Source organism: Dongia sp. (assembly GCF_041906375.1).
Taxonomy (GTDB): domain Bacteria; phylum Pseudomonadota; class Alphaproteobacteria; order Dongiales; family Dongiaceae; genus Dongia.
The window spans coordinates 424,016-450,954 of sequence record NZ_JAYRJJ010000001.1 but is presented as its reverse complement, the minus strand read 5'-3'; the positions used below and the strand labels follow the sequence as shown (position 1 = coordinate 450,954).

General features: G+C 62.6%; 24 protein-coding genes. 9 read left to right on the top strand and 15 right to left on the bottom strand.

The features are described from left to right. Nucleotides 1-201: 201 nt before the first annotated feature. The 6 genes from ACE3OA_RS02095 to ACE3OA_RS02070 all read left to right on the top strand — a co-directional run bounded on the left by ACE3OA_RS02095 (nucleotide 202) and on the right by ACE3OA_RS02070 (nucleotide 7,428). Nucleotides 202-1,581, top strand: coding sequence for a tetratricopeptide repeat protein (locus ACE3OA_RS02095; protein WP_374307326.1), 1,380 nt, complete (start codon nucleotides 202-204; stop codon nucleotides 1,579-1,581). Nucleotides 1,582-1,624: 43 nt separating this feature from the next. After that, nucleotides 1,625-2,851 (top strand): FecR domain-containing protein, encoded by a 1,227-nt coding sequence (locus ACE3OA_RS02090; protein WP_374307324.1) that lies wholly within the window; start codon nucleotides 1,625-1,627, stop codon nucleotides 2,849-2,851. A gap of 76 nt (nucleotides 2,852-2,927) precedes the next feature. Beyond that, nucleotides 2,928-4,148, top strand: coding sequence for a FecR domain-containing protein (locus ACE3OA_RS02085; protein WP_374307322.1), 1,221 nt, complete (start codon nucleotides 2,928-2,930; stop codon nucleotides 4,146-4,148). Nucleotides 4,149-4,169: 21 nt separating this feature from the next. Then, entirely contained in the window at nucleotides 4,170-5,765 is a 1,596-nt protein-coding gene (ggt, locus tag ACE3OA_RS02080; RefSeq protein ID WP_374307320.1) for a gamma-glutamyltransferase, read from the top strand. Nucleotides 5,766-6,051: 286 nt separating this feature from the next. Beyond that, nucleotides 6,052-6,624: a DUF882 domain-containing protein gene (locus ACE3OA_RS02075; protein ID WP_374307318.1), complete on the top strand. Its 573-nt coding sequence runs from the start codon at nucleotides 6,052-6,054 to the stop codon at nucleotides 6,622-6,624. Between the two features lie 96 nt (nucleotides 6,625-6,720). Further along, a complete protein-coding gene (locus ACE3OA_RS02070; protein ID WP_374307316.1) occupies nucleotides 6,721-7,428 on the top strand; it encodes a hypothetical protein in 708 nt (235 codons plus the stop codon). Between the two features lie 22 nt (nucleotides 7,429-7,450). Here the strand turns inward: ACE3OA_RS02070 and ACE3OA_RS02065 are convergent, their stop codons facing one another. After that, nucleotides 7,451-8,461, bottom strand: a complete 1,011-nt coding sequence (locus ACE3OA_RS02065; RefSeq protein ID WP_374307313.1) for a hypothetical protein — start codon at nucleotides 8,459-8,461, stop codon at nucleotides 7,451-7,453. An 11-nt stretch (nucleotides 8,462-8,472) separates the two neighbouring features. Beyond that, nucleotides 8,473-9,276 carry a carbonic anhydrase gene (locus ACE3OA_RS02060; protein ID WP_374307311.1) on the bottom strand — a complete coding sequence of 268 codons (804 nt, stop codon included), beginning with the start codon at nucleotides 9,274-9,276 and terminating at the stop codon, nucleotides 8,473-8,475. A 245-nt stretch (nucleotides 9,277-9,521) separates the two neighbouring features. Here ACE3OA_RS02060 and ACE3OA_RS02055 point away from each other — a divergent pair, with 245 nt between their 5' ends. Beyond that, nucleotides 9,522-11,495, top strand: coding sequence for an ATP-binding protein (locus ACE3OA_RS02055; protein ID WP_374307309.1), 1,974 nt, complete (start codon nucleotides 9,522-9,524; stop codon nucleotides 11,493-11,495). Here the strand turns inward: ACE3OA_RS02055 and uraD are convergent. Together uraD and ACE3OA_RS02045 are read right to left on the bottom strand one after the other, a co-directional pair. Further along, nucleotides 11,492-12,022, bottom strand: coding sequence for a 2-oxo-4-hydroxy-4-carboxy-5-ureidoimidazoline decarboxylase (gene uraD / locus ACE3OA_RS02050; RefSeq protein ID WP_374307306.1), 531 nt, complete (start codon nucleotides 12,020-12,022; stop codon nucleotides 11,492-11,494). The two genes, ACE3OA_RS02055 and uraD, sit on opposite strands and share 4 nt — an antisense overlap. After that, on the bottom strand, nucleotides 12,019-13,224 hold the full coding sequence (locus ACE3OA_RS02045) for a urate hydroxylase PuuD (RefSeq protein WP_374307303.1): 1,206 nt from the start codon (nucleotides 13,222-13,224) through the stop codon (nucleotides 12,019-12,021). Before ACE3OA_RS02045 ends, uraD begins: the two co-directional genes overlap by 4 nt. Nucleotides 13,225-13,340: 116 nt before the next feature. Here ACE3OA_RS02045 and ACE3OA_RS02040 point away from each other — a divergent pair, with 116 nt between their 5' ends. Further along, complete coding sequence (locus ACE3OA_RS02040) at nucleotides 13,341-14,264, top strand: LysR family transcriptional regulator (RefSeq protein ID WP_374307300.1); 924 nt, start codon at nucleotides 13,341-13,343, stop codon at nucleotides 14,262-14,264. Nucleotides 14,265-14,320: 56 nt separating this feature from the next. Here the strand turns inward: ACE3OA_RS02040 and ACE3OA_RS02035 are convergent, their stop codons facing one another. The 11 genes from ACE3OA_RS02035 to ACE3OA_RS01985 form a co-directional block, all read right to left on the bottom strand. Further along, nucleotides 14,321-15,403 (bottom strand): BMP family ABC transporter substrate-binding protein, encoded by a 1,083-nt coding sequence (locus ACE3OA_RS02035; RefSeq protein ID WP_374307298.1) that lies wholly within the window; start codon nucleotides 15,401-15,403, stop codon nucleotides 14,321-14,323. Between the two features lie 82 nt (nucleotides 15,404-15,485). Continuing rightward, nucleotides 15,486-16,412, bottom strand: a complete 927-nt coding sequence (locus ACE3OA_RS02030) for an ABC transporter permease (protein ID WP_374307296.1) — start codon at nucleotides 16,410-16,412, stop codon at nucleotides 15,486-15,488. After that, nucleotides 16,412-17,488: an ABC transporter permease gene (locus tag ACE3OA_RS02025; protein WP_374307294.1), complete on the bottom strand. Its 1,077-nt coding sequence runs from the start codon at nucleotides 17,486-17,488 to the stop codon at nucleotides 16,412-16,414. Before ACE3OA_RS02025 ends, ACE3OA_RS02030 begins: the two co-directional genes overlap by 1 nt. Next, complete coding sequence (locus ACE3OA_RS02020; protein ID WP_374307292.1) at nucleotides 17,478-19,055, bottom strand: ABC transporter ATP-binding protein; 1,578 nt, start codon at nucleotides 19,053-19,055, stop codon at nucleotides 17,478-17,480. The genes ACE3OA_RS02025 and ACE3OA_RS02020 overlap by 11 nt, the downstream gene beginning before the upstream one ends. Nucleotides 19,056-19,130: 75 nt before the next feature. Further along, nucleotides 19,131-20,126, bottom strand: a complete 996-nt coding sequence (xdhC, locus tag ACE3OA_RS02015; protein ID WP_374307290.1) for a xanthine dehydrogenase accessory protein XdhC — start codon at nucleotides 20,124-20,126, stop codon at nucleotides 19,131-19,133. Next, nucleotides 20,123-22,447 carry a xanthine dehydrogenase molybdopterin binding subunit gene (xdhB, locus tag ACE3OA_RS02010; protein ID WP_374307287.1) on the bottom strand — a complete coding sequence of 775 codons (2,325 nt, stop codon included), beginning with the start codon at nucleotides 22,445-22,447 and terminating at the stop codon, nucleotides 20,123-20,125. The genes xdhC and xdhB overlap by 4 nt, the downstream gene beginning before the upstream one ends. After that, a complete protein-coding gene (gene xdhA / locus ACE3OA_RS02005; RefSeq protein ID WP_374307284.1) occupies nucleotides 22,440-23,882 on the bottom strand; it encodes a xanthine dehydrogenase small subunit in 1,443 nt (480 codons plus the stop codon). Before xdhA ends, xdhB begins: the two co-directional genes overlap by 8 nt. 6 nt (nucleotides 23,883-23,888) lie before the next feature. Continuing rightward, nucleotides 23,889-24,239, bottom strand: a complete 351-nt coding sequence (uraH, locus tag ACE3OA_RS02000) for a hydroxyisourate hydrolase (RefSeq protein ID WP_374307281.1) — start codon at nucleotides 24,237-24,239, stop codon at nucleotides 23,889-23,891. Nucleotides 24,240-24,383: 144 nt separating this feature from the next. Next, nucleotides 24,384-24,635 (bottom strand): DUF6111 family protein, encoded by a 252-nt coding sequence (locus tag ACE3OA_RS01995; protein WP_374307279.1) that lies wholly within the window; start codon nucleotides 24,633-24,635, stop codon nucleotides 24,384-24,386. After that, nucleotides 24,635-25,282, bottom strand: coding sequence for a CoA pyrophosphatase (locus tag ACE3OA_RS01990; RefSeq protein ID WP_374307277.1), 648 nt, complete (start codon nucleotides 25,280-25,282; stop codon nucleotides 24,635-24,637). Before ACE3OA_RS01990 ends, ACE3OA_RS01995 begins: the two co-directional genes overlap by 1 nt. Further along, on the bottom strand, nucleotides 25,279-25,803 hold the full coding sequence (locus tag ACE3OA_RS01985) for a DUF1285 domain-containing protein (RefSeq protein ID WP_374307275.1): 525 nt from the start codon (nucleotides 25,801-25,803) through the stop codon (nucleotides 25,279-25,281). Before ACE3OA_RS01985 ends, ACE3OA_RS01990 begins: the two co-directional genes overlap by 4 nt. A gap of 131 nt (nucleotides 25,804-25,934) precedes the next feature. Between ACE3OA_RS01985 and ACE3OA_RS01980 the strand changes: the two genes are divergently transcribed. Beyond that, a complete protein-coding gene (locus ACE3OA_RS01980; protein ID WP_374309196.1) occupies nucleotides 25,935-26,939 on the top strand; it encodes an AAA family ATPase in 1,005 nt (334 codons plus the stop codon).

Genomic DNA, 26,939 nt, shown 5'->3' with positions numbered 1-26,939 from the left:
CTGGCCAATTCAGGACGCCTATGCAACGTGGTCGCGCAAGACTACCCCGCGCTGCCACCACTTTCAGGCGCCAAGATGGATGCAGGCCGAGAAGCGAGCGCGTAGAGTGACCGCAACTGGGCCAATTCAGGGTGATTCGGGCGGGGGGACGAGCCGACCGGAACGCGAGCGGCCCAGCATGCCAATGAAGGGGACGGCAAAATGACTCGCGCTCGGCCGCAGGCATGCGGCGGAAATTCGGCCAAATACAGGCAGGCGCTGGCGGCGCTCGCCATTTTCCTCGCCGCTGGACTCTGCGATGCCGGGCAAGCTCTTGCCGAAACGGCGGACGGCCTGCCTGAAGCGGAAACGGTCACCTATGACCAGGTCCTGGCCGATCCGGACAATATCCAGCTGAGCTATCTCTATGCCATCAGCCAGATAAGGAAATCGGATCTCCTCGGCGCCTCGGCGACATTGGACCGCCTGATCCTGCTGGCACCGAACGAGCCCAACATCCGCGCCCTGCGCGCGATCGTCCTCTACCGCCTCGATAATCTCAGGGAAGCGCAGAAGGAATTCGCCGATCTGCTGACCCTTGATCTGGATCCGGAGCTCAAACGCGGCATCGAGCGCTATGCGGCCGAACTCGAGCGGCGCGACCAGCACACGCGGATGACACTGCTCACCAGCGTCGGGTATCAGTACGACACCAACCGGGCCGGTGCGCCAAATTCGGGACAGGTGCGTACCTTCCTCGGCACTTTCGACGTCACCAAGGACGGGCAAAAGGAGGATGACCACAGCCTGACCGGATTGGTGCGCTTCGGGATCGAGCACGATCTCGCCACCCAAAACCGCAATACCCTGTTCGGGTCGGTGAGCGCTTATGGCGCCGACCAATTCCAACTGGATGATTTCGATACCCTCGACCTTTCCGCGCAGGCCGGTGGCCGCTTCGAGTTTGGTGCGATCTTCCTGACGCCGACCCTCACCTACGACCATCTCTTCCTCGATCGCGACAGCTATATCGACAGCATCGGCGCGAGCGTCCGGGCCGACATGCGCATCAGCGACCCAGTCAACCTGTTCATCCGCGGCGATATGAACTGGATCGACTATGACAACACGACGCTGTATCCGGCCGGTGATCTGCAATCAGGCGCCGATCTCGGGATCACGGTCGGTGCCGATTTCTACATCGGGACGGATCAGCGCCTGACAATCAGCGCTACGCATCACGGTTTCAACTCGGACCAGGAATGGGAAACCTATGTCGGTGAACGCCTGAACATCAACCATACCTGGCTGATCGGCGGCGGCGCCTTCCTGATGACGGATCTTTTCGGCGAATACGACAATTATGACATGGCCGATCCCATCACCGGCGAATCCAATCGCGATGACTGGATCTATCGCGCCCGCATGACATTGGGCGTTCCGGTACAGACCCTGTTCGGCGCCGAGGAATGGCCGGATGCTCTCGATGGCCTGACCGTCTCGATCTATGGCGAGTATTACCGTGCCGATTCCAACATCACCAATTACGAATATGACAATGCGCGCGGTGGCTTGACCATCAGCAAGCGCTGGGAGTTCTGAGGTCGGTCGACGACGGGTTCCTTCGTTTCAAGGAGTTGCTGCCATGAAGCGTTCGCGACACAGCCTGCTTCTGGGGATTCTGATCGGTGCTATGCCTAGCGCCGCGTTGGCCGAAGTCGGCACGCCGGCAGGTGTTGCCGGCGCGGTATCGGGCGAGGTCGGCCTCCTTTCGCCGGCCAAGGCGATCACATCACCCGTCAGTCTACGTTCCGGCGACGGCATCGTGATGGGTGACGCGGTCGCGACCGGCACCGACTCCCGCCTGCAGATCATGCTGCTGGATCAGTCCGCCATCACCTTGGGCCCTGAGGCGGAGATCACCATCGACGAATTCGTCTTCGATCCCGCCAATACAGACACCAATGCCCTCAATGCCAGCATCGCCAAAGGCGCCTTCCGCCTGGTGACCGGCGCCATTGCCCGCCAGAATCCGCAAGGCACCACGCTGACCCTGCCCAACGCGGTGTTGACGGTGCGGGGCACCACGATCATCGGCGCCTGCGCCGCCACCTGCTTCGTGGCCCTTTCCGGCAGCGGCGACGCCAATACGGTGGGCAAGAGGCCAAGCGAAGTTACCTTGCGCTCGGCCAAGGGGGAAATCGTCCTGAAGCGCGCCGGCTATTATGTCGAGATCGGCGCCGATGGCACGATCAGCCCGCCACAGGAACTGACCGAGGCCGTCGAACGGAATTTCGCCAGCCTGTTTCTGCCTATCAACGCTGCCGGAAATCTGGGCCCGCGCGATGGCGTGCGCGGCCCCAGCGGCCGCGACCTTCTCCTCGCCTCAGGCCAGCCGGCGCAAGAGGGCCGACCGCTCGCCCGCGACCAGCACGATTTCGAAATGGCCGACCATCTGGACGGCAACGACACATTCGAATCGACCAGCAATCTCCCAGTACGTGAGGTGCGCTATTTCACCGATACAGCGCCCATCACTTTCGCCGGACCGTCCGGCGGCGGCAATTACGGCATCGACTATACGATCAACCTCGCCGACCGCAGCTTCACCGGCAATCTGCTGCTCAACTGCGCCACCTGCACACCGGGCACCTTCACCACCACCATCCCGCTGCTGGTCAGCCCCTTCGAGAACGGCTTTCACCTGGTCGAAAGCGGCTTTGTCCTGGACCCGACCACAGCAAACGACACGTTCCACATCAATTATGTCATCGGCCCCGACAATCTCGGCGCAACCGTGCAATATGATGCGGATGGTGCCGGCGGTATTCTGCCGTCGGTCGGGACCGGTGTCGCCCCCGTGGTGCCGTGATCGGGCTTGCAGCCTGACGGTGGTTCGGGCGATGCTGGTGCCGGCGCGCATATGCGCCATTCCAGGAGAGTTGAGAATGCCGTCCACAAAGGCCGTTTTGGCGCTGAGCGTCGCTGTAATGGGATTTGCCCCACAGCTTGCCATGGGGGAAGTGGGCGATCCGGCCGGTATCGCCGGGGCTGTTTCCGGCCAGGTGGGCCTTGTCTCCCCCGCCAAGCAGATCGCGACGCCCGTCACAGTCGCCTCCGGCGACGGCTTCGTCATGGGTGACGGCGTCAGCACGGGTGCGGATTCGCGCCTGCAGATCATGCTCCTGGACGAATCAGCCATTACGCTTGGGCCAAAGGCGCAACTCACCATCGACGAATTCGTCTATGACCCGGCCAACACCAATGGCAATGCACTGAACGCCAGTATCGCCAAGGGCGCCTTTCGCCTGGTCACCGGTGCCATCGCGCGTGGCAATCCCGAGGCCACCTCGCTCACTTTGCCCAATGCCGTGCTGACCATCCGCGGCACCACCGTGGTCGGTGCTTGTGCCGCGACCTGCGTGGTGGCCTTGGCGGGCACGGGAGATGCCAATACCGCCGGCAAGAAGCCCAGCGTGGTCACATTGAAATCGGCCAAGAATGAAGTCGTGCTGAAGCGCGTCGGCTACTATGTCGAGATCGGCGCCGACGGCACGATCAGCCAGCCGCAGGAACTCACCGACGCCATTGACCGGCGCTTTGCCGACCTGTTTGTGCCAATGAATGCCGGCGGCGGTACTCCCGGCGGCTTCCGGCCCGATGCGGGCCGCGTCCTCGGCCAATCCGGCCAGCCGACGCAGGAGGGCAATTCGTTGGTCGCCAACCAGCGTGACTTCGAGGATGCCAACCCGCTCAACGACAACGGTATCTTCGAGGCCACCAGCAACATGCCGGTCGGCGAGATCAACTACGCCAGCGGTGCGATCGGCTTTGCCGGCGGTTCTGGCGACGGCGACTACTATCTCAATTACACCCTCGACCTCGGTGCCCGCAGCTTCGACGGCTCATTGACGATCGATCACACGGATGAGAGCTTCGTTGCGGTGATCCCGCTCCTGAAAAGTCCGTTCGAGCAGGGTCTCACTCTGTCGGAATCCGGCTCGGTGCCGGGGGCACTGCTGGCAAGCGCCTCAAATCCGAACGCCACCTTCCTCTTTGACTACACCATCACCGCGGGCAATATCAGCACCAACTTCCAATACGACGAAGATGGCAGCGGCACCGCGCCCGCTTCCGTCGGTCCCGGCAATGCGCCGGCCGTTCCCTAACTGCATCAATCAGGATTCATCATGCGTGATTTCCATAAGCCCGGCCGGTCGCCCATCTATGCGAGCGAGGGTGCCGCCGCGACATCTCATCCACTTGCTACTGCCGCTGCCATCGCTTGCCTGAAAGAAGGCGGCACGGCGATGGATGCGGCGATTACGGCCTCCGCCGTGCTGGCCGTGGTCGAACCGGCCATGACGGGCATCGGCGGCGATTGCTTCGTGCTTCTCTCCAAGGGCGGCAGCGATGACATCATCGCCTACAATGGCAATGGCGCCGCGCCGATGAAGGCCGAGATCGGCTACTTCCAGGGCCAGGGCATCACCGACATCGCGCCGGATTCGATCCATGCGGTCACCATTCCGGGCGCCATTGATGCCTGGTGCCGTCTTGCCGCCGATCATGGGCGTCTCGGTATCGACAAGCTGCTGCAGCCCGCCATTCATTACGCCGAGAACGGCTTCCCCGTGGCTCCTCGCGTTGCCCATGACTGGGCGCAGGAAGAAGAAAAACTGCGCCGTGACGACCCCGCCGCCGGCAGCTATCTGGTGGGCGGCAAGGCGCCCAAAGTTGGCGACCGCGTGCGGCTGCCACTTTTGGCCAAGACCCTGCGCGAGATCGCGGCCAAGGGTGCGGCCGGCTTCTATCAAGGCTGGGTCGCCGAAGACATGGCGGCATCCATGAAGGCGCTGGGCGGCCTGCACACGGCCGAGGATTTTGCCCGCCATAAGGGCGATTACGTGACTCCGATCGCCACCGACTATAAAGGCGTCAAATTGTGGGAATGCCCGCCGCCAGGCCAGGGACTGACCGCCCTCTTGATGCTCAACATCCTCACTGCCTATGGCGCGGACAAGGCCGGGGCCGATCCACTGGGTGCCGACCGCTTCCATCTGCAGCTCGAAGCCGCAAAGCTCGCTTACCGCGAACGCAACGCGCATATCGCCGACCCGGCCTTTGCCAAGGTGTCGGTAAGTGGCCTGCTCTCATCGTCGCATGCCAAGGCGCTGGCAGGGCTGGTCAGCCAGAACAAGGCGCTGGATCTTGGCGCCATCGGCCAGTTCCCCAAGCACCCCGACACGATCTATCTGACCGTGGTCGATAAGGACCGCAATGCGGTGAGCTTCATCAACTCCGTCTATTACGGCTTCGGCAGCGGCCGCATGGCGGCCAAGTCCGGCGTGCTGATGCAGAACCGGGGCGCCTGCTTCGTGGTCGACCCGGCCCATCCCAATTGCATCGGGCCAGGCAAGCGATCCATGCATACCATCATCCCGGCCATGGTGACCAAGAGCGGCAAAGCGGTGATGCCCTATGGCGTAATGGGTGGCGATTACCAGCCGGTCGGCCAGGTTCATGCCCTCACCAACATGCTGGACTATGGCATGGATCCGCAGGCCGCCCTCGACTGCCCCCGCGCCTTCTATGACGAAGGGACGCTCTGGGTGGAATCAGGCATTCCGGCAGCGACGGTCGCCGGCCTCTCCGCCCGGGGCCACAATGTTCAGCCGATCGAGGATCCGCTGGGCGGTGGTCAGGCGATCTGGATCGATTGGCAGAATGGTGTGCTGGTCGCCGGCTCCGATCCGCGCAAGGATGGCTGCGCCCTGGGTTATTGAGGAAACGGCAGGATGGGCATCAAGAAAATCAACTATATTTCAATAGCTTGGCCTGATTTCGTGAATTTTACTTTGCATTTGCAGCAAGGCTGTGTCAGCTTTGCTGCATACCGGTGTCCATAGCCGGGCGATTCAGGGGATAACTTTTAACCTTTGTGAGGGAAAATCCGGTCCAACCGGGTTCATGGCGTGGAGATCGTGGGGACGATTCGCGCCGGTCTTACCTAGCAACGCGAGCAAAGTGGCCTCCGGAGGCGTTCCGGGCGCCTAGGGAGATTGGAAAGAGATGTCATCACGTCACGAAGCGGCCGAAAAGCTGGGCCGTCGTTCCTTCCTAAGCCTCGGCGCAGGTGTTGTGGGCGCTGGCGCCCTTACCTTCCTGCCCCGTAGCGTCATGGCCAAGAGCACGGCCAATGACAGCCGCACCCTCGGCTTCTTCAATACCCATACCAACGAGATTCTGAAGGCCACCTATTGGCAGAACGGCGCCTATGACCGTTCCGCGGTGGCCGACATCAATTACATCCTGCGCGATCATCGCAGCGGCGACGTCTATTCCATGGACCTCAAGCTGTTCGACCTGTTGACGACCCTGCACCGCCGCACCGATAGCAAGAAGCCGTTCGAGATCATCTCCGGCTATCGCAGCCCGGTGAGTAACGCCAAGCTGGCTTCGGCCAGCAATGGCGTCGCCAAGCGCAGCATGCATATGGAAGGCAAGGCGATCGATATCCGCCTGCGGGATGTGAAGCTCGCCGACCTCCGCCTGGATGCTCTGGCGATGAAGGCCGGCGGCGTCGGCTTCTATCCGAAATCCGACTTCGTCCATGTCGATACCGGGCGTGTTCGCCACTGGTAGGCTATTTTAATCCTTTTTCCTCGACAGGATCGGGCCCGCATCACATCATTGATGCGGGCCTTTTGATTTATGGCCGCAACTGCTTCGGGGTGAGCCATGAGTGACGATCTCGACGACTTGCGAGCGCGCGTTGCGGCGGCTCGAGATCGACTGGCGCATGACGTGGCCTTCGCACAGAAGGTCGAGTTGCGCCTCAACGACCTCGCCCGCATCGTCGAGGGATCGCTGGCCCGCCAAGCCACCGAACTGGATGGCGCCAAAGGCCGCATCGGCGAATTGGAAACTGACCTCGAGCGCGCCCTGGCGCGGGCGGAGCAGGCGGCCGGCGAAGCTGCCCGTGCCGAAAAACTGGGCAAGGAGAATGGAGATCTGCGCAGCATGGTGATGACTTTGCTTGAAGTCATCGAAGGCCGGCAGAAATCATCACTCACCAGCGTCATGCAGAAGCTGGAAGAGAATGTCAGCAGCCTGGTGGCTGCGCCCGCGCAACCCCTTCCCGCGGAGCCTCCGCTCGCCGCAATCGAACCCAGCGGCGCTGAACCGGAAGCAATGCTCGCGACGGCGGTCGAAGAACCGTTGGCACAGCAACCGGCGGCAGGGGGAGAAGCGGAACCTGGCGACCTCGGCCCGGCACCGGCCGCCGACATGGAATTAGAAACCGAACCGCAAGTCCCGGCGGAGGACGACATCATCGACGCGGCGCTCGATGAAGCAGCACGTGCCGGTTCGCCGCCGCTTGAGGATCTCAGCGAGATTGCTCTCTACGACGCCGCCGATGAAGTCGTCGAACCTGAGCGCCCCTGATCGGTCCTGACGGCACCGGATCTTACGGATTCAGGGCACAATAGGCTTTCTTGGCTCTCAGTGCGGCACAGATATGGCTGATTTCGGCTGGCGTTGCGCCCGTCGCGTAAAGCCGGATGACTGATCCCTTGCCCGGTACATCGACCGACACATAAAGCGGCGACAGCGGGTCGAGTTCATCATATTCGCCAAGCAGAATCTTCCAGCCGCGCTTAGCCGCACTTTGCCCCTTATAGCTGGCAAGATGCATCGCCGTGCCCGGCGCCGGCACCTGCGCGCCACCGGTCGCCGTGACCTTGGCGGCGGTTTCGACCTGCGCATCTGCGACCGGCCCCTCTGTCACGGGAGCCAAGGCCGGCTCCACTTTGGCCGCTTCCGCTTTTGCCGGCATCAATTCAACGGGAGCCGCCGCATGCGCGGCCTTGCTGGCCGGCGCTTCCGTCATCGGCGTCTCATGGGCCGGCATTTCATGTTCGGGCACAAACTTCGCAACCGCCATGGTCGTCTCGGCAGGTTCATTCGGCTGGCGATAAAGCACGGTCGTGGCAGGCTCAAGAAGATAGAGTCCTTCCTGGCGCTGCTGCATGAGGGCTGGCCCCTCGCCGGGACGGTCGGGCAGGCGCAGATAGCTGGCAAAAGCCTTGCCGTCGCATGTGACGACGAGACGATCCCATGAACCGGCGCCAGCTGCCTTCAAACCGATTGCCGCGCCTTCGACCCGGTCACGTTCAAAGGTCGGCGTGATGCAACGCTGCCCGTTCACGTCGCTCACCTCGCCGGCCCCGATGGTCAATGCGCTGCCCAAATGCGGGTCGGCCACGCTCGCGGCGGTAGAAGCGGTCGGGAAGACGCCGCTCACATACCAGATGCCGGTAAAGCCGGCATCGGGCAAGGTTTCGCCCGCTGCCTCCGACGTTTCGGTCGGGATCGGTGGTGTCGCGGCGGTAGAGGTATCGACGCGCTTGGCCGTCGCGCAGGCCGCGATGCCGAGCAAAGCGAGGACGGAAACAGTGATGGCAAACATACGCCGCATGGTCCTGCTCCTCAGAACAGATCCAGCGCGATGCCGCGCTGAAAGTCATGTTGCAGGGGGCGGGCGTTCATCGGGAACAACCGCGCGAAGCTTTCGATCTGACCGATGGCGGCCTCGACAGGTTCGCGAAAGACGATCCAACTGACGATTTCGCTGCATGGCGGCGTCGTCAGGGAACCGGCATAGCGATAGGTCGCGTTCGATGCGGGCAGGAAACGGTTCATATCGACCGGTCGCGCCATCGGCTTCTTGCCCTTGGTCGCCGGCGCCTGGGCGAGAATGGCGCCCAACACGTCATTTTCGCGCCCAGGGCGGAAGAAGATACCCGTCACAGCGAGATCTCCTGCCTCGCTCTTGTGCACCATATGCACTTCCAGCGGCCAGCGTCCGCCGCCCACCGCATGTTCGCTGGGATGATGGAAATGAAATTGCAGGAAACCATACTTCCTGCCACCGAGCGTGAGCGCACTTGGTGTGCCGTCGGGTGCCGCCACCTGCAATGTATGGCCGTTATTTTCGACCGTTGCGCCATAGGATTGCCATTCGAGCGCGAGGTCCGCCGCCTGATCCAGACCGGCCCCAGCGAGATCAATCGGCGATTGTCGCTGACCTGTGCCACAAACCCCAAAATCCGGCGCCAATTGCCCCCAATGGCTCGGCCCCTCCGGCCCCTCATAGGTCCAATGCGGAGCACCCTCGGCCAAGGCCGCATGGCGCCAAGGTGCGGTCAAGCCCACCAGCCCGGTACCAACCGCGAGCGATCCCACCGTCATTTTTCCAAGCAGATTGCGGCGGCTGACTGGATGACCTGACATTTGGCAATTCCCCTTTCGGCGAACTGTAGCCAAGCCGCTCGATTCGCCCCAAGACCGGATTGGCCGATGGCATCAAGAGGAAGAGCAACCACAGCGTGTGGGCCGCGGCATTCGGACACGCCGGCTGCGGAATTTGCTGCGCAGCCACACTTTACGCGGCAAAATACATACTCTGTTAACCGCGTTCGGCCCATTCTCCGATCATGAATAAGCGCTGGCGAGGCTTCGGTCTGAAAACAAGGGTGGTGCTGGCTTTGGCCGTCGTCATCCTGGCGATTCAGGCTGCCTATGTGGTGCTTGAGGACCGGCGGTTCGTGGAGCGCCAATTGGCCGATCTGCAGGACAGCGCCGACAACCTCTCCCTTCTCTATGCAGGGGCCGTCGCGAATGCGGTCTGGGAGTATGACCGCGAAGCCGCCAAGGGGCAGCTACAGGCGATGCGCGTCATCGGCGGATTTGCCCGCGCCGTGATCCGTGAATCGAGTGGGCTGGAATTTGTCGCCGTCGATGCGGCGGCCGATGACGGCAGTCCCATTCCCATAACGCCGGGTAATACAGTCGAAGGCCGCGCCGACATTCTGGTCGAGGGTCGGCCTGTCGGCAATATCAGCGTGACCCTTTCAAAGGCGCCGCTGGAAATTGCGCGCACGACCTATCTGCATTCGCTGGTCGCGACCAATGGCGCGCTCGCCGTGGTGCTACTGGGATTGACCTTGCTGGCGCTGCATCTGGTGAGCCGGCCGCTCGACCGCATGACGGCATTGATGCAGCGTTTTTCGGCCGGGAACCTCAATTCGCTGGTCCCCTTCACCGACCGCACCGACGAAATCGGCCGCATGGCGCGCGCATTGGAGGTCTTTCGCGGTAATGCCATCGAACGGCGCCTTGCCGAAGAGGCGCTGACACGGCGCAGCGAGGAGCTCGCCATCCTCAACCAGGACCTCCGCAAGGCGCGCGACGTTGCCGACACCGCCAACCGCATCAAATCCGAATTCCTCGCTTCAATGAGCCATGAGATCCGCACGCCCATGAACGGCGTCATCGGCATGGTGCATATGCTCAAGAACACGCCGCTCAATGCCGACCAGCAGGAAAAGCTCCTGACCCTGGAAAGTTCGGCGCGGGGTCTTCTTTCCATTCTCAATGACATTCTTGATATCTCGAAGATCGAAGCGGGCCGCCTTGACCTCAATCTGGCGCCCTTCGCGGTCGCCGACATGATCGACGATTTGGTGGCCCTGTGGCGCCCGTCCGCCATATCGAAGCGGCTCGACCTCACTTACGAGATCGCACCGCATGTTCCCAAGGCACTCTATGGCGATTCCGCCCGCATCGCCCAAGTGCTGGCCAATTTCCTCGGCAATGCCGTCAAGTTCACCCATAAGGGCGGCATTCTGGTGAAGGTAGACGCCGCCCCCGTCGGCAACAAGAAATGGGACCTTGAGGTCGTCGTGCATGACACCGGCATCGGGATCGAGAAGGACGTTCAATCGCGCCTGTTCCAGAAATTTACCCAGGCCGATGCTTCCATGACGCGCCGCTACGGCGGAACCGGACTGGGTCTCGCCATTTGTCGTGAACTCATGCAGTTGATGGGTGGCTCGGTCGGTGTCAATTCGCAGCCCGGACAGGGCTCCGATTTCTGGATGCATCTGGAACTCGATGAAGCCGATATGGTTCCCGAGGCCGCCAGCCAGTTCCGCAGCAAAGATCAGGCTCTGCTGGACAATCCGGGCGCGCGCCATCTGAGATTGCTCGTGGCTGAAGACAATCTCATCAACCAGAAGGTCATCTGCGCCATGCTGGAAGCAGTCGGTCACGAGACCGAGATTGCCAGCGACGGTGTCGAGGCCGTCGTCGCCGTCCAGCGCGGGGATTTCGACGCCATCCTGATGGATGTGCAGATGCCCAACATGGACGGCATCATGGCGACACGCGAGATTCGTAATCTCGGCGGCGACTACAAGACTCTGCCAATCATCGCCCTCACCGCCAACGCCATGGCCGGCGATCGAGAACGTTATCTGAGTGCCGGCATGACGGCCTATGTCTCGAAGCCGATCGATGCCAAATTGCTGTCATTGGCGTTGCGGCAATGCTGTGGCAAGGACGTCGCCATCCTGCACGGCTCCGCCGTCGCGGCTGCCAATCCGGACCCCATCATAATGCCCTCGGCCGAGCAGGAAGCTGCCCTCTCGACTCTCCTCTCGAAGCTCTAGGTCGGGCCGCACAGATCCCGCAGGCGCAAATAGGCGATGCGGTGCACCTGATCGAGCGCCGTGCGGAATTCGGTCCGCGTGTCGTTTTTCACCCGCATCTCGAACGCTGCCAGGATCTCGGCGCGCGACTTGCCCTTGACGGCGAGGATGAAGGGGAATCCGAAACGGGCCGTATAGGACCTGTTGAGTTCCTGGAAGCGGGCGAATTCGGCGGGTGAACATTGGTCGAGGCCGGCGCCGGCCTGCTCGCCGCGGGATTCAGGCGTCAGTTCGCCGGCCATTGCGAGCTTGCCGGCAAGATCTGGATGGGCACGCAGCAAGGCAAGCTGCCGCACCTCGCCGCCCGCCTCGACAATCTCCTGCAATGCTACCGCAAGGCTGTCGAGCTGGTCATGGGCGGGATCAAGCCCGCGATCGAACAGCGTCTCTGCGATCCAGGGTGAATGTTCGTAAACCCGGCCAAAACCGGCGACGAATTCCGCGCGCGCAAGGTGGTGGGGCGATTGCCGGAAGCGCAGGCCGCTCATTCGCCTTCTCCGTGCGCGGCCGCATTGGCGATCCAAGCGCCAAGCACGGCGCGTTCCTCATCCGTCATCTTGGTCTTGTTACGGAGCGGCATCATCTTCGTCGCTATGGCCACGCGCTCGATCATCGGCGCATAGCGGCGGATTTCGGCAGCGCTGTCGAAGGCAATGCCCTTGGGCGGCGCCTTGAAGAAGGCGTCCGTCGGCGAAGCCGAATGGCAGGCAGTGCAGCGTTGCTGGATGATGGCGGCGGCCTCGACCAACTCGACCTTGCGGCCGATGTCGATACCTGGCCCGCCTTTGATGGCCGGAAGCGCCGCCAGGGACATGCCGAGGCCCAAGGCCAGAACCAGCAGATAGCTCACCTTGTCGCCGGGTGCGCCGGCGTTCTTGGCGTTGGCATAGGCGCGCAACAGGCCGCTCAAGGTCACGGCGCCCATGACAAAGACCCAGCGATAGGGGCTTTCATACATGATGGGATAGTGATTGCTGATCATCATCAGGACGACCGGCAGGGTGAGATAGTTGTTATGCAACGAGCGCTGCTTGGCCTGTTTGCCGAGCGCCGGGTCCGGCGCCTCGCCCGCCAGCAGCGCCTTCACCACTTTCTTCTGGTTGGGGATGATGATCATGAAGACATTGGCCGCCATGATCGTGCCGATGAACGCCCCCACATGGAGATAAGCGGCGCGGCCACTGAAGGCCGCGGTGGAGAAATAGGCTGCAAGCGCCACCAGCAGGAACACGCCGGCGGCCAGCGCTCCCGTGCTGCGCCCGATCGGCGATCGGCACAACAGATCGTAAACGATCCAGCCGCCGGCAAGCAGGCCGAGGCTGACAAGGATCGCTTGGCCGGGCGAGAGGTCGCTTACCGAAGGGTCGATGAGATTCTGTTCGGCGCCGTAGTAGTAGATGAGCGCCAGCAGCAGAAAGCCTGAGGCCCAGGTGAAATAGGCTTCATATTTGAACCAGTGCAGTTCCTTGGGCATGGCGCCCGGTGCGACCAGGAATTTCTCCACCGCATAGAAACCGCCGCCATGCACCAGCCAGCTCTCGCCGGCGATGCCGGGCTTGGGCTCCGCATAGTGACGTAGGCTGGAATCCAGCCAGATGAAGAAGAACGAGGTGCCGATCCACATGATGCCTGTCATCACATGAATCCAGCGTATGGCGAGGCTCAGCCATTCGGCCAAGATCGGATCCATGCGACGCTCCATCCCGTGGGAAAGCACAGGATAACAAAGCCCTCCGGGGCCGCCGACCTTGCCAGACTGGCATTGATGGATAATGATCTTCAAGAAACCGGATAAAATGAGGTTCCATGCCACATACCGAGGATCTTTCCATCTTCGCCCGGGTGGTCGAACTGGGCAGCTTGTCGGCGGCCGGCCGCGACCTCCGGCTCTCGCCCGCCGTGGTCTCCAACCGCATCGCCCGGCTGGAGGGTGACCTCAATGCCCGGCTTCTCAATCGCACGACCAGAAGGGTGAACCCGACCGAGGAAGGGGCCGCCTTCTATCAGCATTGCCTGTCGATCCTCAATGAGCTGGAGCAGGTGGAAAATCTACTGTCCCAGCGCACCGATGAGCCGCGCGGACCGATCAAGGTCTCGCTTCCCGTCGCTTTCGGCCGGCAATATGTGGCGCCGCATATCGGCGCCTTTCTCGCCCGTTACCCGCAGATGCAGGTGCGCCTGCAATTGACCGATCGCTTCTCGGACCTCATCCAGGAGCGCATCGATCTCGCCATCCGCATCGGTATCCTGGAAGATTCATCGGCCATCGTGCGCAACCTCGCCACCGACCGCCGCGTGATCGTGGCAGCGCCAAGTTATCTCAATGCACGCGCTGCGCCGAAGACACCCGAAGATCTGCTTGAGCACAATTGCCTGCTGCTGCGCTTTCCCGGTTCCAAGCAATATCGCTGGACCCTCACCACGCCGGACGGGCCGCAGACCTTGCGCGTTGCCGGCAATATGGACAGTGACAATAGTGAGGTCCTGCTCGACTGGTGCCTCGCCGGCCACGGCCTGGCGCTGAAATCGATCTGGGAGATCGTCGATCATCTGAATGCCGGCCGCCTCAAGGTTGTGCTCGGCGACTTCCCGCCGGTGGCGGATGCCATCCACGCCCTCTATCCCCACGGCACCCATGTCCCTGCCCGCGTGCGCGCTTTCATCGATTTCCTGGTGGAAGTGCTGGGGCCGAAGCCAGTCTGGGAACGGGAACTGAAACTGAAGATCTAACGAAAAAGGCCCCGCACGCCTCGCGGCGAACGGAGCCTTTCTTCAATTACGCCCGATTACTTCGGGAGGTCGCCTTCGACGCCTTCGGCAAGCCAGTTCATCCCGGCGATTTCCCCGTCATTGAGTGTCTGGCCAGCGGCAACTTTGACACTGCCGTCCTGGGCATTGATCGGGCCCTTGAAGATGACAAGCTTGCCGGTCCGGATGGATTCTTCCGTGTCCATGGCCAGCTTCTTCACGTCATCCGGCATGTTGGCGTAATCCGCCATCTTCAGCATGCCGGTATCGAGGCCGTGCCAGACATCCTCGCTCTTCCAGCTGCCATCCATCGCCGCCTTGCAGCGCTCGGTGTAATAGCCGTCCCAATGGTCGATCGAGGAAGTGAGCTGGGCATTGGGCGCGAACTTGATCATGTCCGACGCCTGGCCGAAGCCCTTGAGGCCGCGTTCGGCGGCCACCTGCAGAGGTGCCGGCGAATCCGTGTGCTGGGCCATGAGGTCGGCACCCTGATCGAGCAGCGCCTTGGCCGCATCGGCCTCCTTGCCGGGATCGTACCAGGCGTTGATAAAGACCTGCTTGATCTTGGCATTCGGGTTCACCGATCGCATACCGAGGATGAAGGCGTTCATGCCCATGATGACTTCGGGGATCGGTATCGAGCCGATATAGCCGACGACGCCTGACTTCGACATCTTGCCGGCGATGACGCCCTGGATGTAGCGACCTTCATAGAAGCGGATGTTGTAGGTCGCGACATTGTCGGCGCGCTTGTAGCCGGTGGCATGTTCGAATTTCACATCGGGATAGTCGCGTGCGACCTTCAGCGTCGCGTCCATGAAGCCGAAGGATGTGGTGAAGATGATGCCGTGCCCGGTATCGGCCAACTCGCGGATGACGCGCTCGGCATCGGCTCCTTCCGGCACCTTCTCGACATAGGTCGAGGTAATGCCCAGCGCCTTGTCGGCCGCAAGACGGCCCTGGTCGTGCTGGTAGGACCAGCCGAAATCGCCGATGGGGCCCACATAGATATAGCCGGCCTTGAAATCGGCCGCACGCGCCTTGCCTCCCAGAAGCGGCAGCGAGCCCGCGGCAAGGCCAGCGCCGGCCGCTTGGATGAAGGTTCTGCGTTTGATCGACATGATGAAAGCCTCCTCTTTTTTGAATGGCAAATAGTGGATCGGAACCGGATGGCAAGGCCATCAAATTCCGCGTGATCGAACCCTAGCCGGTGACATGGAATGGCCGCCCAAGGCAGGCCGGGGCGTTGAGACGGATCTTGGACCGGTCGGTGGAAATCACCACCAGCACGGCGATGGTAGCGAGATAAGGCAGCATCGACACCAACTGCGTCGGGATGCCGAGACCCATCGTCTGCACATGGAACTGCAGGATGGTGATGGCACCGAACAGATAGGCACCCAGCAACAGTCGCAACGGTCGCCAGGTGGCGAAGACCACGAGCGCCAGCGCGATCCAGCCGCGCCCGGCCGTCATGTCCTCGGCCCACATCGGGGTATAGCTTAAGGACAGATAGGCACCGCCCAGGCCGCTCATCGCACCGCCGAAAAGGGCGGCACCATAGCGTATGGCGATGACCGGATAGCCGATGGCATGGGCGGCATCGGCCGAATCCCCCACCGCGCGCAGGACCAGACCCGCATGCGTGTGGAACAGGAACCAGATCGTGCCGCCAAGGGCGATGAAGGAGAAATAGACCAGCCCGTCCTGGCCGAAAAGAATGCGACCGACCACCGGCAGGTCGCTGAGAATTGGCAGGCTCAGCGCCGGGAGCCGTTCGACCGGCTGGCCGACATAGGAGGCCCCCATCATCGCCGCGAGCCCGATGCCGAAAATGGTAAGGGCGAGGCCCGTCGCCACTTGGTTGGCAAGCAGGGTCAAGGTGAGAACGGAAAAAATGAGCGCCATCAATGCGCCCGCCATGGCCGCCGCAACAATGCCAATTAAGGCGCTGCCCGAGGTCAATGTCACCGCAAAGCCGATGACGGCACCGACCAGCATCATCCCCTCGACGCCGAGATTGAGAACGCCGGATTTCTCCGTCACCAGTTCACCGGTCGCCGCCAGCAGCAAGGGGGTCGATGCGGAGATGATCGAGAGGACGACCGAGGTGAAGACGAGGCTGTCCATCACACGGCCCCCCGCGACGGAGTCACGACCGCAATGCGGTAGCGGATGAGAAGATCGCAGGCCAGCAGATAGAACAGCAGGATGCCCTGGTTGATCTTAGTGACGGCCGCCGGCAGCCCTAAGGCGATCTGCGCCTTTTCGCCGCCGAGATAAGAGAGCGCCAGCACCAATCCGCCAAAAAGGACCCCCACCGGATGCAGCCGCCCAAGGAAGGCGACGATGATCGCCGTGAAGCCATAGCCAGTTGGCAGCGCCGGCGTAAGCTGCCCGATTGGCCCAGCCACTTCGAACATGCCGGCCAAGCCCGAGAGGCCGCCGCCCACCAGCATCGAAAGCCAGATCAGCGATTTTGTCGAAAAGCCGGCATAGGCCGCAGCGCGCGGCGCCTGACCCGCGACCTTCAGCTTAAAGCCGAGCAGCGATTTGGAGAGCAGGAACCAGCCGATACCGACGATCAGGATAGCCACCACAACACCGACATGAATGCGCGTGCCGGGAATGAGATGCGGCGAACTCGCCGCCGCGGTGAGCAAGCGCGATTGCGGGAAGCCGTAACCTTCCGGATCCTTCCACGGCCCCACCACCAGATAGAGCAGGGCAAGGCTCGCCACATAGGTCAGCATCAGGCTGGTCAGAATCTCGCTGGCATTGAATCGCGTCTTGAGCAGCGCCGGGATGGCGCCCCAGAACATGCCACCGAGAATGCCCGCCGGAATCATCAGCACCCAGACGGGAAAGCTTTCGACGTCATAGAAATAGAGCGCCACGCCGGTGGCGAAGATGGCGCCCATGATGTATTGGCCCTCGGCCCCAATGTTCCAGACATTGGCACGGAAACCGAGCGACAGGCCGACGGCGATCATGACGAGCGGCGCCGCCTTGACGAAAAGTTCGGAGAAGCCGCGCTTGGTCAGCAGCGGATCAACCCACATGACACGCAGCGCCTCGAGCGGATCCTTGCCGAGAAGCAGGAAGATCACCGCCGCCGTGATAAGGGTAAGGATGATGGCAAGGACCGGCGAGGCATAGGTCCACAGCTGCGATCTTGCGCCACGCGGAATGACTTCAAGACGCATGAGCGGCCTCCGCTGGCGAGGTGGTAGATACGCCACCCATCAGGCGCCCGATTTCCTCGATCGTAACGGAACCGACGGCCATGGCCGGCGACAGGCGGCCACCGGCGATGACGGCGATCCGATCGGCGATCGCCATGATTTCATCGAGGTCCTGGGAAATGACGACAATCGCCGCACCCTGCGCGGCAAGATCGAGCAGGGCCTGGTGAATGGCCGCGGCGGCTCCTGCATCGACCCCCCAGGTGGGTTGCGATACCACCAGCACCGCTGGTTTCTGAAGAATCTCGCGCCCGACAATGAATTTCTGCAGATTGCCGCCCGATAGCGAGCGCGCCTCGGCCTTCGGGCCGGTCGTGCGCACGTCGAAGCCTTTGATTACTTCGCCGGCAAAGCTGGTGGTGCGGCTGTCATCGATGACGCCGATCTGCACCAGGCCACGGCGGCGATAACCGGAGAGGAGCGCGTTCTCGGCCAGAGTCATATCGCGCACGGCACCATGACCGTTGCGTTCTTCGGGCACGAAACAGCCGCCCGATGCGCGGCGGCCGTCCGGCCCCAGCTTGCCGATGGCAACACCGTCGAGCGAGATCGTGCCGGCCTCGGCCGAAAGAGTCTCGCCCGAGAGAGCTGCCATCAGCTCATTCTGGCCGTTACCGGCGATGCCACCGATGCCGAGGATTTCGCCTGCGCGCACCGTAAAGCTGATGCTCTTGAGATCCGTGCCGAATTGCTGGTCGGATTTGATTGAAAGATTGCGGACCTCAAGGCGCGTCGCCGCACTTTCATCCGCCTGCCGGCCGTGGATCGGCGCCTTCAGCGACGTGCCGATCATCAGCTCGGCCAGCTTCTTGGCACTTTCCTGGCGCGGATCGCACTCGGCGACGACGCGGCCCAGACGCATGATCGTGGCGCGCTCGCACAGCGCCCGGATCTCGTCGAGCTTGTGGCTGATATAGAGAATGGCGCAACCCTCGCCGGCCAGGCGCCGCAATGTGGTGAAGAGTTTCTCCACCTCCTGCGGGGTCAGCACCGAGGTGGGTTCGTCCATGATCAGGAGCTTCGGGTCCTGCAGCAGGCAGCGCACGATTTCGATCCGCTGCCTTTCGCCGACCGACAGGTCATGCACCGCGCGATTGGGGTCGAGCGGCAACCCATAGGCCTCCGACACCTCGACGATGCGATGCGTGAGATCCTTGCGCAGCTTCCTGTCATTGATGCCAAGGGCGATGTTCTCGGCCACGGTCAGCGCCTCGAACAGCGAGAAATGCTGGAACACCATGCCGATGCCGAGATTGCGCGCAAAGGACGGGCTGGCGATCACCGTCCGTGCCCCCCGCCAGGCGATCTCGCCTGCATCCGGTTGCTGCACGCCGTAAATGATTTTGACCAGGGTCGACTTGCCGGCACCATTTTCACCGAGCAAAGCATGAATCTCGCCCGGCATGATGGCAAGATCGACATGGTCATTGGCAAGGCAGCCGGGGAACTGTTTGACGATACCGGACAGGCGCAGCAAGGGCTGCACCGACAGCGCCCGTCCTGCATCTCCGGTTTTCACCAAAGCCATCCCCGTTCCTCCGCCCGATTCGCCCGGAAATGCCATCCGGGCCGGGTCTTTCGCGTTCGCCGATCTTATAGGCGATCAGCCGGCCAATTGCACCCCCGTCGCGGCATTTCCTCGCGCCAGCAGTTCGGCCGCCACGGCGATGGCAATCGCCGCCGGAATCTTGCTTTTGATGCCGGGAATGCCGATCGGGCATTGCAACCTGGCCAGCGTTTCGGCTGGAACACCGTCCGCGCGCAGACGCTGCACGAACCGTGCCTTCTTGGTATCGCTGCCGATCAATCCAAGACTGCCAAAGGTTTCCTTGGCCAGGATTGCCTGGACCAGCTCAAAGTCCAGCGCATGACTATGCGTCATGACCAGAAAATGAGCATCCGCTGGCGCTGCTTTGATCAGTTCCACCATCTGGTCGCCGGCATCAGTCGCGACATTGCCCGGGATGGCGGACGGAAAAATATCCTCGCGCGCATCGCTCCACACCACATGGAAAGGCAAATCGCCCAGCAGCCGCACCAAGGCACGCCCCACATGCCCCGCGCCGAAGAGGTAAAGAGTCGGCCACGGCATGCCGGATGTTTCGACAAGGTGACTGCCCTCCCCCACCTTGCGCAGGCGTGCCGTGCCGGGTTCCACCGGCGGATCGGCAAGAAGGGTGAGGCAGCGCGCGGAACTCGGCGCCCCGACCGCAAGACTGCTTTCCCAGAACCGGCCGGCACTCTCCCAGGCCAGGACCTGGCGCAGCCAATCGGCCGAGTCCGGGGCCAGCGGCTCCAGCACGATGTCGAGAGCGCCGCCGCAGCATTGCCGGAGATCGGGCCCCAGGATGAAATGCTGCCGTACCGTGACACTAGGCCCTTGGGCCAGCAGCGCGCGCGCACTGGCAATGATCTCGAATTCGAGCTGGCCGCCGCCGACCGAGCCGACAATGCCATCGGCATCGACCAGCATGCGCGTGCCCGGCACGCGCGGCGTCGAACCCTTGGCCGCAGCGATGGTCACCAGCACCGCCGGCCGGCCCATCTCGACGCTGGCAAGCGCTATCGTGAGCACCATGTCGGCAGGACGAGCGTTCATGAAAGCCGCGCCCGCATCTCGTCGATCGCGGCCAGCATGCGCTCCGGTGTCGCCGGCGCGTCAAGTTTCGGCAAGTGTCGATAATCGCCCAGGCTCGCAATCGCATCCGAAAGAGCCCGAAAGACCGAAATCGCCAGCATCAGGGGCGGCTCGCCCACTGCTTTCGAACGGTGAATCGACTCCTCGACATTCTCGGCAAAATCCTGAAGACGCACGCGGAAATCAAGGGGTCGGTCGCTCATCGTCGGAATTTTGTACGTACTGGGTGCGTGGGTCCGCAGGCGCCCCTTCTCGTCCCACACCAATTCTTCGGTGGTCAGCCAACCCATGCCCTGGATGAAGCCACCCTCGACCTGTCCCAGATCGATGGCCGGGTTGAGCGAGCGGCCGACATCGTGAAGGATATCGACCCGGGTCACGCGATACTCGCCAGTCAAGGTGTCTACCGCGACCTCGCTCACCGCGGCGCCATAGGCGAAGTAATAGAACGGCCTTCCGCTGGCGGTCGCGCGATCATAGTGAATCTTCGGCGTCTTATAGAAACCGGTGGCGGACAATTGCACCCGGTTGAGGTAGGCAAGCCTCACCAGCGCGTCGAAGCTGATTTCCTGGCACCCGGCACGAATGCGGTTGCGCAGGAAAGTGATGTCTGACCGCGCCACCTGGAAATGTTGCGCTGCGTAATCGATCAGCCGGTCCTTCAAGGTAGTTGCCGCCGCCTGTGCCGCCTTGCCGTTCATGTCGGAACCGGAGGAGGCCGCCGTCGCCGACGTATTTGGCACCTTGCCGGTATGCGTCGCGGAAATCTTGATACGGTCGATATCGATCTGCAGCTCCTCGGCCACCACCTGCGCCACCTTCTGGAACAGGCCCTGCCCCATCTCGGTCCCGCCATGATTGAGATGGACCGAGCCGTCGCTGTAGATGTGGACGAGCGCTCCTGCCTGGTTGAGGAAACTGGTGGTGAAAGAAATGCCGAACTTGACCGGCGTCAGGGCGATACCGCGCTTGATGATGCCTTCTGTCGCATTCGCCGCGGCGATCGCCGCGCGCCGGGCGCGATAGTCACTACTTCGCTCCAGCTCCGCCGTCAGCTCGGCGATAATGCAATCCTCGACCCTCATATGATAGGGCGTTACATCGCGCTCGCCCTTGCCGTAGAAATTGGCGCGACGCACGTCGAGCGGATCGCACCGCAGATGCCGGGCGATGGCGTCGATGACTTCCTCGATGCCGAGCATACCCTGCGGGCCGCCGAAGCCGCGAAAGGCCGTGTTGGAAACCGTATGTGTCTTGCAGCGATGGGAGAGGATGCTGGCATGGTCGAGATAATAGGCATTGTCGGCGTGGAACATGGCTCGATCGGCAATGGCGCCGCTGAGATCGGCCGAGAATCCAGCCCGCGCCGATTGCACGAAATCGACACCGAGAATGCGGCCCCTATCATCGAAGCCGACCTGCCAGTCGATGACGAAGTCATGCCGCTTGCCGGTCATCACCATGTCGTCGTCGCGATCCAGGCGGAATTTGGCAGGACGGCCGGTTTTGGCCGCCGTGAGTGCCGCCAGTGCCGCCCATTGCGTCGCCTGGGATTCCTTGCCGCCGAAGCCGCCGCCCATGCGCCTGACTTCCACCGTCACCGCATTGGCGGGTCGCCCCAGCACCTGCGCCACATTCATCTGCACTTCGGTCGGATGTTGTGTCGAACAATGGATATGGACGTCGCCATCTTCGGTCGGTATGGCAAGCGACACCTGCCCTTCAAGATAGAAGTGGTCCTGTCCACCATGACGGAAGCAGCCGGCCAATCGATGTGGTGCCGCGGCGATGGCCGCTGCGGCGTCGCCCTTGGTCAACCGTTGCTCCTCGAGCACGAAGCTCTTCGCCTTCAGCGACTCCTCAATAGTAAGGATTGCCGGCAGATCTTCATAATCGATCTCCGCCAGGCGGACCGCAGCCCGGGCAGCTTCGCGCGTTTCGGCCGCCACGCAGAAGAGCGGCTGGCCCCAGAACATGACTTCCCCGCCGCAGAGCAATGGGTCGTCATGGGCATGAATCGGGCTGATGTCATTTTCACCCGGAATGTCGGCGGCAGTAAGCACGCAAACGACACCGGGCGCGTTCCTGACCCGCGACAGGTCCAGTTTCGTCAACCGCGCATGCGCCCGCTCGGCGCCACGGGCGCAAAGATGCAGACAGCGCGCCGGCTCCGGCAGATCGTCGACATAGCGCGCCTCCCCGGTCACATGATTGCGGGCGGAATCATGCGGCCGCGCCTCGCCGACACGACCTCGCACTTGCACCGGGTCCATGTCAGCCATGGGTGCGCCTGCCGGCAAAAGTGACGCGTGTCTCGGCCTCTGGATGCGTCAGTTCGAGATGGAATTTACGCAGCAGGTTGCCGGCGACCTTCGCCCGATACTCGGCGCTGGCGCGCATGTCGCTGATCGGTTGATAATCCTCCGCGAAGGATTCCGCCGCTTGTGCGACCCTCTGTTGCGACCAGGGCTTTCCCCGCAAGGCCGCCTCGACTTTCGCAGCGCGCTTAGGCGTACCGGCGAGGCCACCGAAAGCAATACGGATATCGGCCACCATCCCGTCGACGATCTTCACATGGAAGGCACCAAGCAGGGCGGAGATGTCCTGGTCGAATCTCTTTGAAATCTTGTAGGCGCGAAAGGCCCAGCCCGGCTCCGGTTTGGGCAGATGTATGGCTTCGACAAACTCGGCCGGCTGCCTGTCCTGCTTGCCATAGGCCAGGAAGAACTTTTCGAGCGGGAGACAGCGATGGCCTGTGCCCCGGCGCAGAATGAGCGAAGCCCCCAGGGCGATGAGGCAAGGCGGTCCGTCGCCGATCGGCGAACCGTTGGCGATATTGCCGCCGAGGGTCGCGACATTGCGAATCTGCGCCGAACCAAGCCGGCGTATCACCTCGGCGAAATCAGGCCACAGCGGTGCCAGAACCGGTAGCGCCTCGGCATAGGTAACACCGGCACCGATGGTGAGATGAGTCGGCGTCTCCACGATCTGCCGCAGGTCGTGGACGTTCGACAGCGATATGACGGGCCGCAATTGGCGTTGCTGCTTCGTCACCCAGAGGCCGACATCGGTGCCGCCGGCAACCAGGGTCGCGTCCGGATGCGCCATATAGACATCCGCCAACTCTGCGCAACTGCGCGGCGAAAAATAGTCCGGCGTTGACCCGGTCGGCTTGATCGCCTGCAATTGCGCGATCGTCTTCCCCTGCATCAAGTCGAATGCGTCGGCCGCTTTGTTCTGAAACGCTATCTCGGCCGCGCGCTGGATCGGACCGTAGCCGGTACAGCGGCACAGATTGCCCGCCAAGGCATCGGCCGTTGCTGTCGGATCGTAGCGCTGCGCGTTCTTGGCTTGCGCGAAGAGCGACATGACGATGCCGGGGGTACAGAAGCCGCATTGCGAACCATGTGCTTCCACCATCGCCTGTTGGACCGGGTGCAGCGCGCCGTCGGCGTCGCGCAGGTCCTCGATCGTGATGAGTTGCTTGCCGTCCAGCGTGCCCACGAACTGAATGCAGGAATTGACCGCGCGATAGGCCATCGCACCATCGCGCACCTCGCCGATCACCACCGTGCAGGCGCCACAATCGCCTTCTGCGCAGCCTTCCTTGGTGCCGAGTCGATGCCGGCGCAGCCGCAAATGATCCAGCACCGTCTCGGTTGGCGATTGCGGCTCAACCGTCTGCAATTCATGGCCGAGGAGATAACGGATCGCCATGCCCCCTCACGAACCGCGATAGGTGGAATAGGCGTAAGGCGAGACCAAGAGCGGCACGTGGTAATGCTGCGCCGGGTCGCTGATGCCGAAACGCAAGGTCACGACATCAAGAAAGCGCGGCTGCGGCAGAACGAGTCCGCGGGCGGCGAAATAGTCGCCGGCATGAAAGTCGAGTTCATAGGTGGCGGCGACGAGGGCAGCACCCTCCAACAGCGGCCGATCGCAGCGCCCATCGGCATTGGTCCGCGCCTCGGCCACCAGCACGCGCTCCGCTCCTAGCCGGTAGAGTTCGACCCGCATGCCAGCCCCCGGCAGACCATGCGCCGTGTCGAGCACGTGGGTGGTCAATCGCCCCATGGAATCGCCTCGCGAGCCTCGTCCTAACGCGCGGATTTCCGCCAGTTTGTCGCTCAGCATGGCACAGCGTCAGGCGCACACAATCGCCGGACTGTTCATAAACATTATCAAGGAAGGCTAGATAATAGCCTTTGTCGCGCGACGCTACTCGAAGTGGCCGGGCACGATTTTTCCGTCGACGACGCTGGGCGGCACATATTTTCCCTCGGGCGGCTCAGAGCCGGCGAGCCAGCCGGCGACGAGGACGATGAGGACGAAAAAGACGCCGATCACCGCCAGCCAGGAGAGCGGCACCTCGCGCACCGTTCGGCCGCGCTTTTCCTGGATCTGCAGATAGAGCCAGTAGACGAGCGCCGGCAGCAATAGAGGGATGGCGATTTCCAGAAAGGCCCGCATCAGCCGACCGTCGCCTGGCTGCTGTCGCCGAGGATTTCAGCGAGGTTGTTGAGCATGCCTGCCGTAGCTCCCCAGATGTAATAGTCACCGTAAGGATAGACGTAGAAATAGCGCGTGCGGCCCTGCCAGATGCGGCTTTCCATGCGGCGGCTGTCAGGCGCGAGGAAAAAGGCCAGCGGCACCTCGAACACTTCGGCGACTTCGAACGTGTCGGGATTGAGCGTGAAGCCTGGGCGCACCAGGCCCACCACCGGCGTTACCTCGAAGCCAGTGCGCGTCACATAGGTGTCGAGCTGTCCGATGAGGTCGATATGGGCACGCGGCAGGCCGGTTTCCTCTTCCGTCTCGCGCAAGGCGGCGGCGATGGCGTCGACGTCTTCCGGATCGACGCGCCCGCCGGGAAAGCTGATCTGCCCGGCATGATCGTGAAGATGGTCGGTGCGGCGCGTGAGCAGCACCGTCATCCCTTCCGGGTGGTCGACGAGCGGCACCAGGACGGCCGCCTGGACCAGCTTGCGCCCCTCCATTTCGGCCCGCATGTCGGGATTGAGGTCATCATCACCGCGCGGCACTTGCACGCCGGGAGCCGCGCGCCGGCCGGGCACGACATCACGGAATCGCGTCAGGACGAGATCTCTTGGCATCATGCCGCCTCAGTCAAGCCGAGCGGGAAATAGGCACCGTTGCTCCAGATGCCGAGCTCGGCCTGGTTTCCCAACACCCGAGTCTCCGCCAGATCGACCAGTTGGTAGAATACCGGCCGGGCAATGAGAGCATCCAGGCCCCCCCGCACCCTTATATAGGGGCTGGGTGCGCCGTCCGGCCCCAGCTCGACGCGGATGGGGTGTTCGGCGTCGGCCGTCACCCAATCGTCAACATTCGTCCGAAAGGCGAGGCTTTGCCTGGGTCCGATCCCTGTCACAGTCATCTCCACGGCCACGAAAGGGGCGTCATCGACGGTGATGCGGCCGCGCTCAACCGGCGTCACCAGCCAGTAGGAGCCGTCATTTTCTCGCCGCAATACCGTGGAAAATAAGCGCACCAGGGGTTTACGTCCGATCGGCGAGCCGCGATAGAACCAGGTGCCGTCCCGGGCTATGCGAAAGTCGAAATCGCCGCAGGAGGGCAATTTGCTGAAATCTGCTGTCGTCAAATCGAGGTTGGACATCGCCCTATACCTGGCGCTACGCTTCTGAAATCTAAAGAAAAGATAAGTCATTTCCATACGAGTGCAAGGAGGCCGACTTGGCAAGTACCGATTCCAGCCTTTCCGGAAATCCCGGCCACGGCCCCGGCGGCATCCCGGGGGCCGATGCCAACGCCCAAGCGGGCGATCTGGGCGGTGAAATCGAGAGCTTGAGCCGGCGTTTGGCACAGGTTCGCGCCAATATCGGCCAGATCATCTTCGGTCAGGAAGAAACGGTCGAGCAGTCGCTCATCGGCCTGCTGGCTGGTGGCCACGTCCTTTTGATCGGCGTCCCCGGCCTTGCCAAGACCCGGCTGGTCGATTGCCTGGGCCGCGTCCTCGGCCTCGACACCAAGCGCGTGCAATGCACGCCCGATCTGATGCCGGCCGACATCATCGGCTCGGAAGTGCTGGAAGAGAGCGACAGCGGCAAGCGCGCCTTCCGCTTCATCAAGGGCCCGGTCTTCAGCCAGCTGCTGATGGCCGATGAAATCAACCGCGCCAGCCCCCGCACGCAGTCGGCGCTGCTGCAAGCGATGCAGGAGCACAAGGTCTCGGTCGGCGGCCATACCCATGTCCTGCCGGAGCCCTTCCATGTGTTGGCGACGCAGAATCCGCTGGAGCAGGAAGGTACCTATCCGCTGCCCGAAGCGCAGCTCGACCGCTTCATACTGCAGATCGACGTGCACTACCCCAGCGTCGAGGCCGAGCGGCAGATGCTGATCGTCACGACCGGCGCTGCCGATACCGAGGCTGCTACCGTGCTGAGTGCCAATGAACTGATGGCCGCCCAGCGGCTGGTCCGGCGCATTCCGGTGGGCGACAAGGTGGTGGAAGCCATTCTGCGCCTGGTGCGCGCCGGCCGGCCGGAAACGAGCGAGATCGACCTTGTGAAGTCGAGCCTCGCCTGGGGCCCAGGCCCGCGTGCCGGTCAGGCCCTGATGCTGGCGAGCCGCGCCCGTGCCCTCATGCAGGGCCGCTTCAGCCCCTCGATCGACGATGTGGCGGCGCTGGCGCATCCGGTGCTGCGTCATCGCATCGCGCTCAATTACGGTGCGCGGGCGGAAGGGGTGACCCTGGGCAGCATCATCGATCGGCTGATCGGCCAACTGGACTGA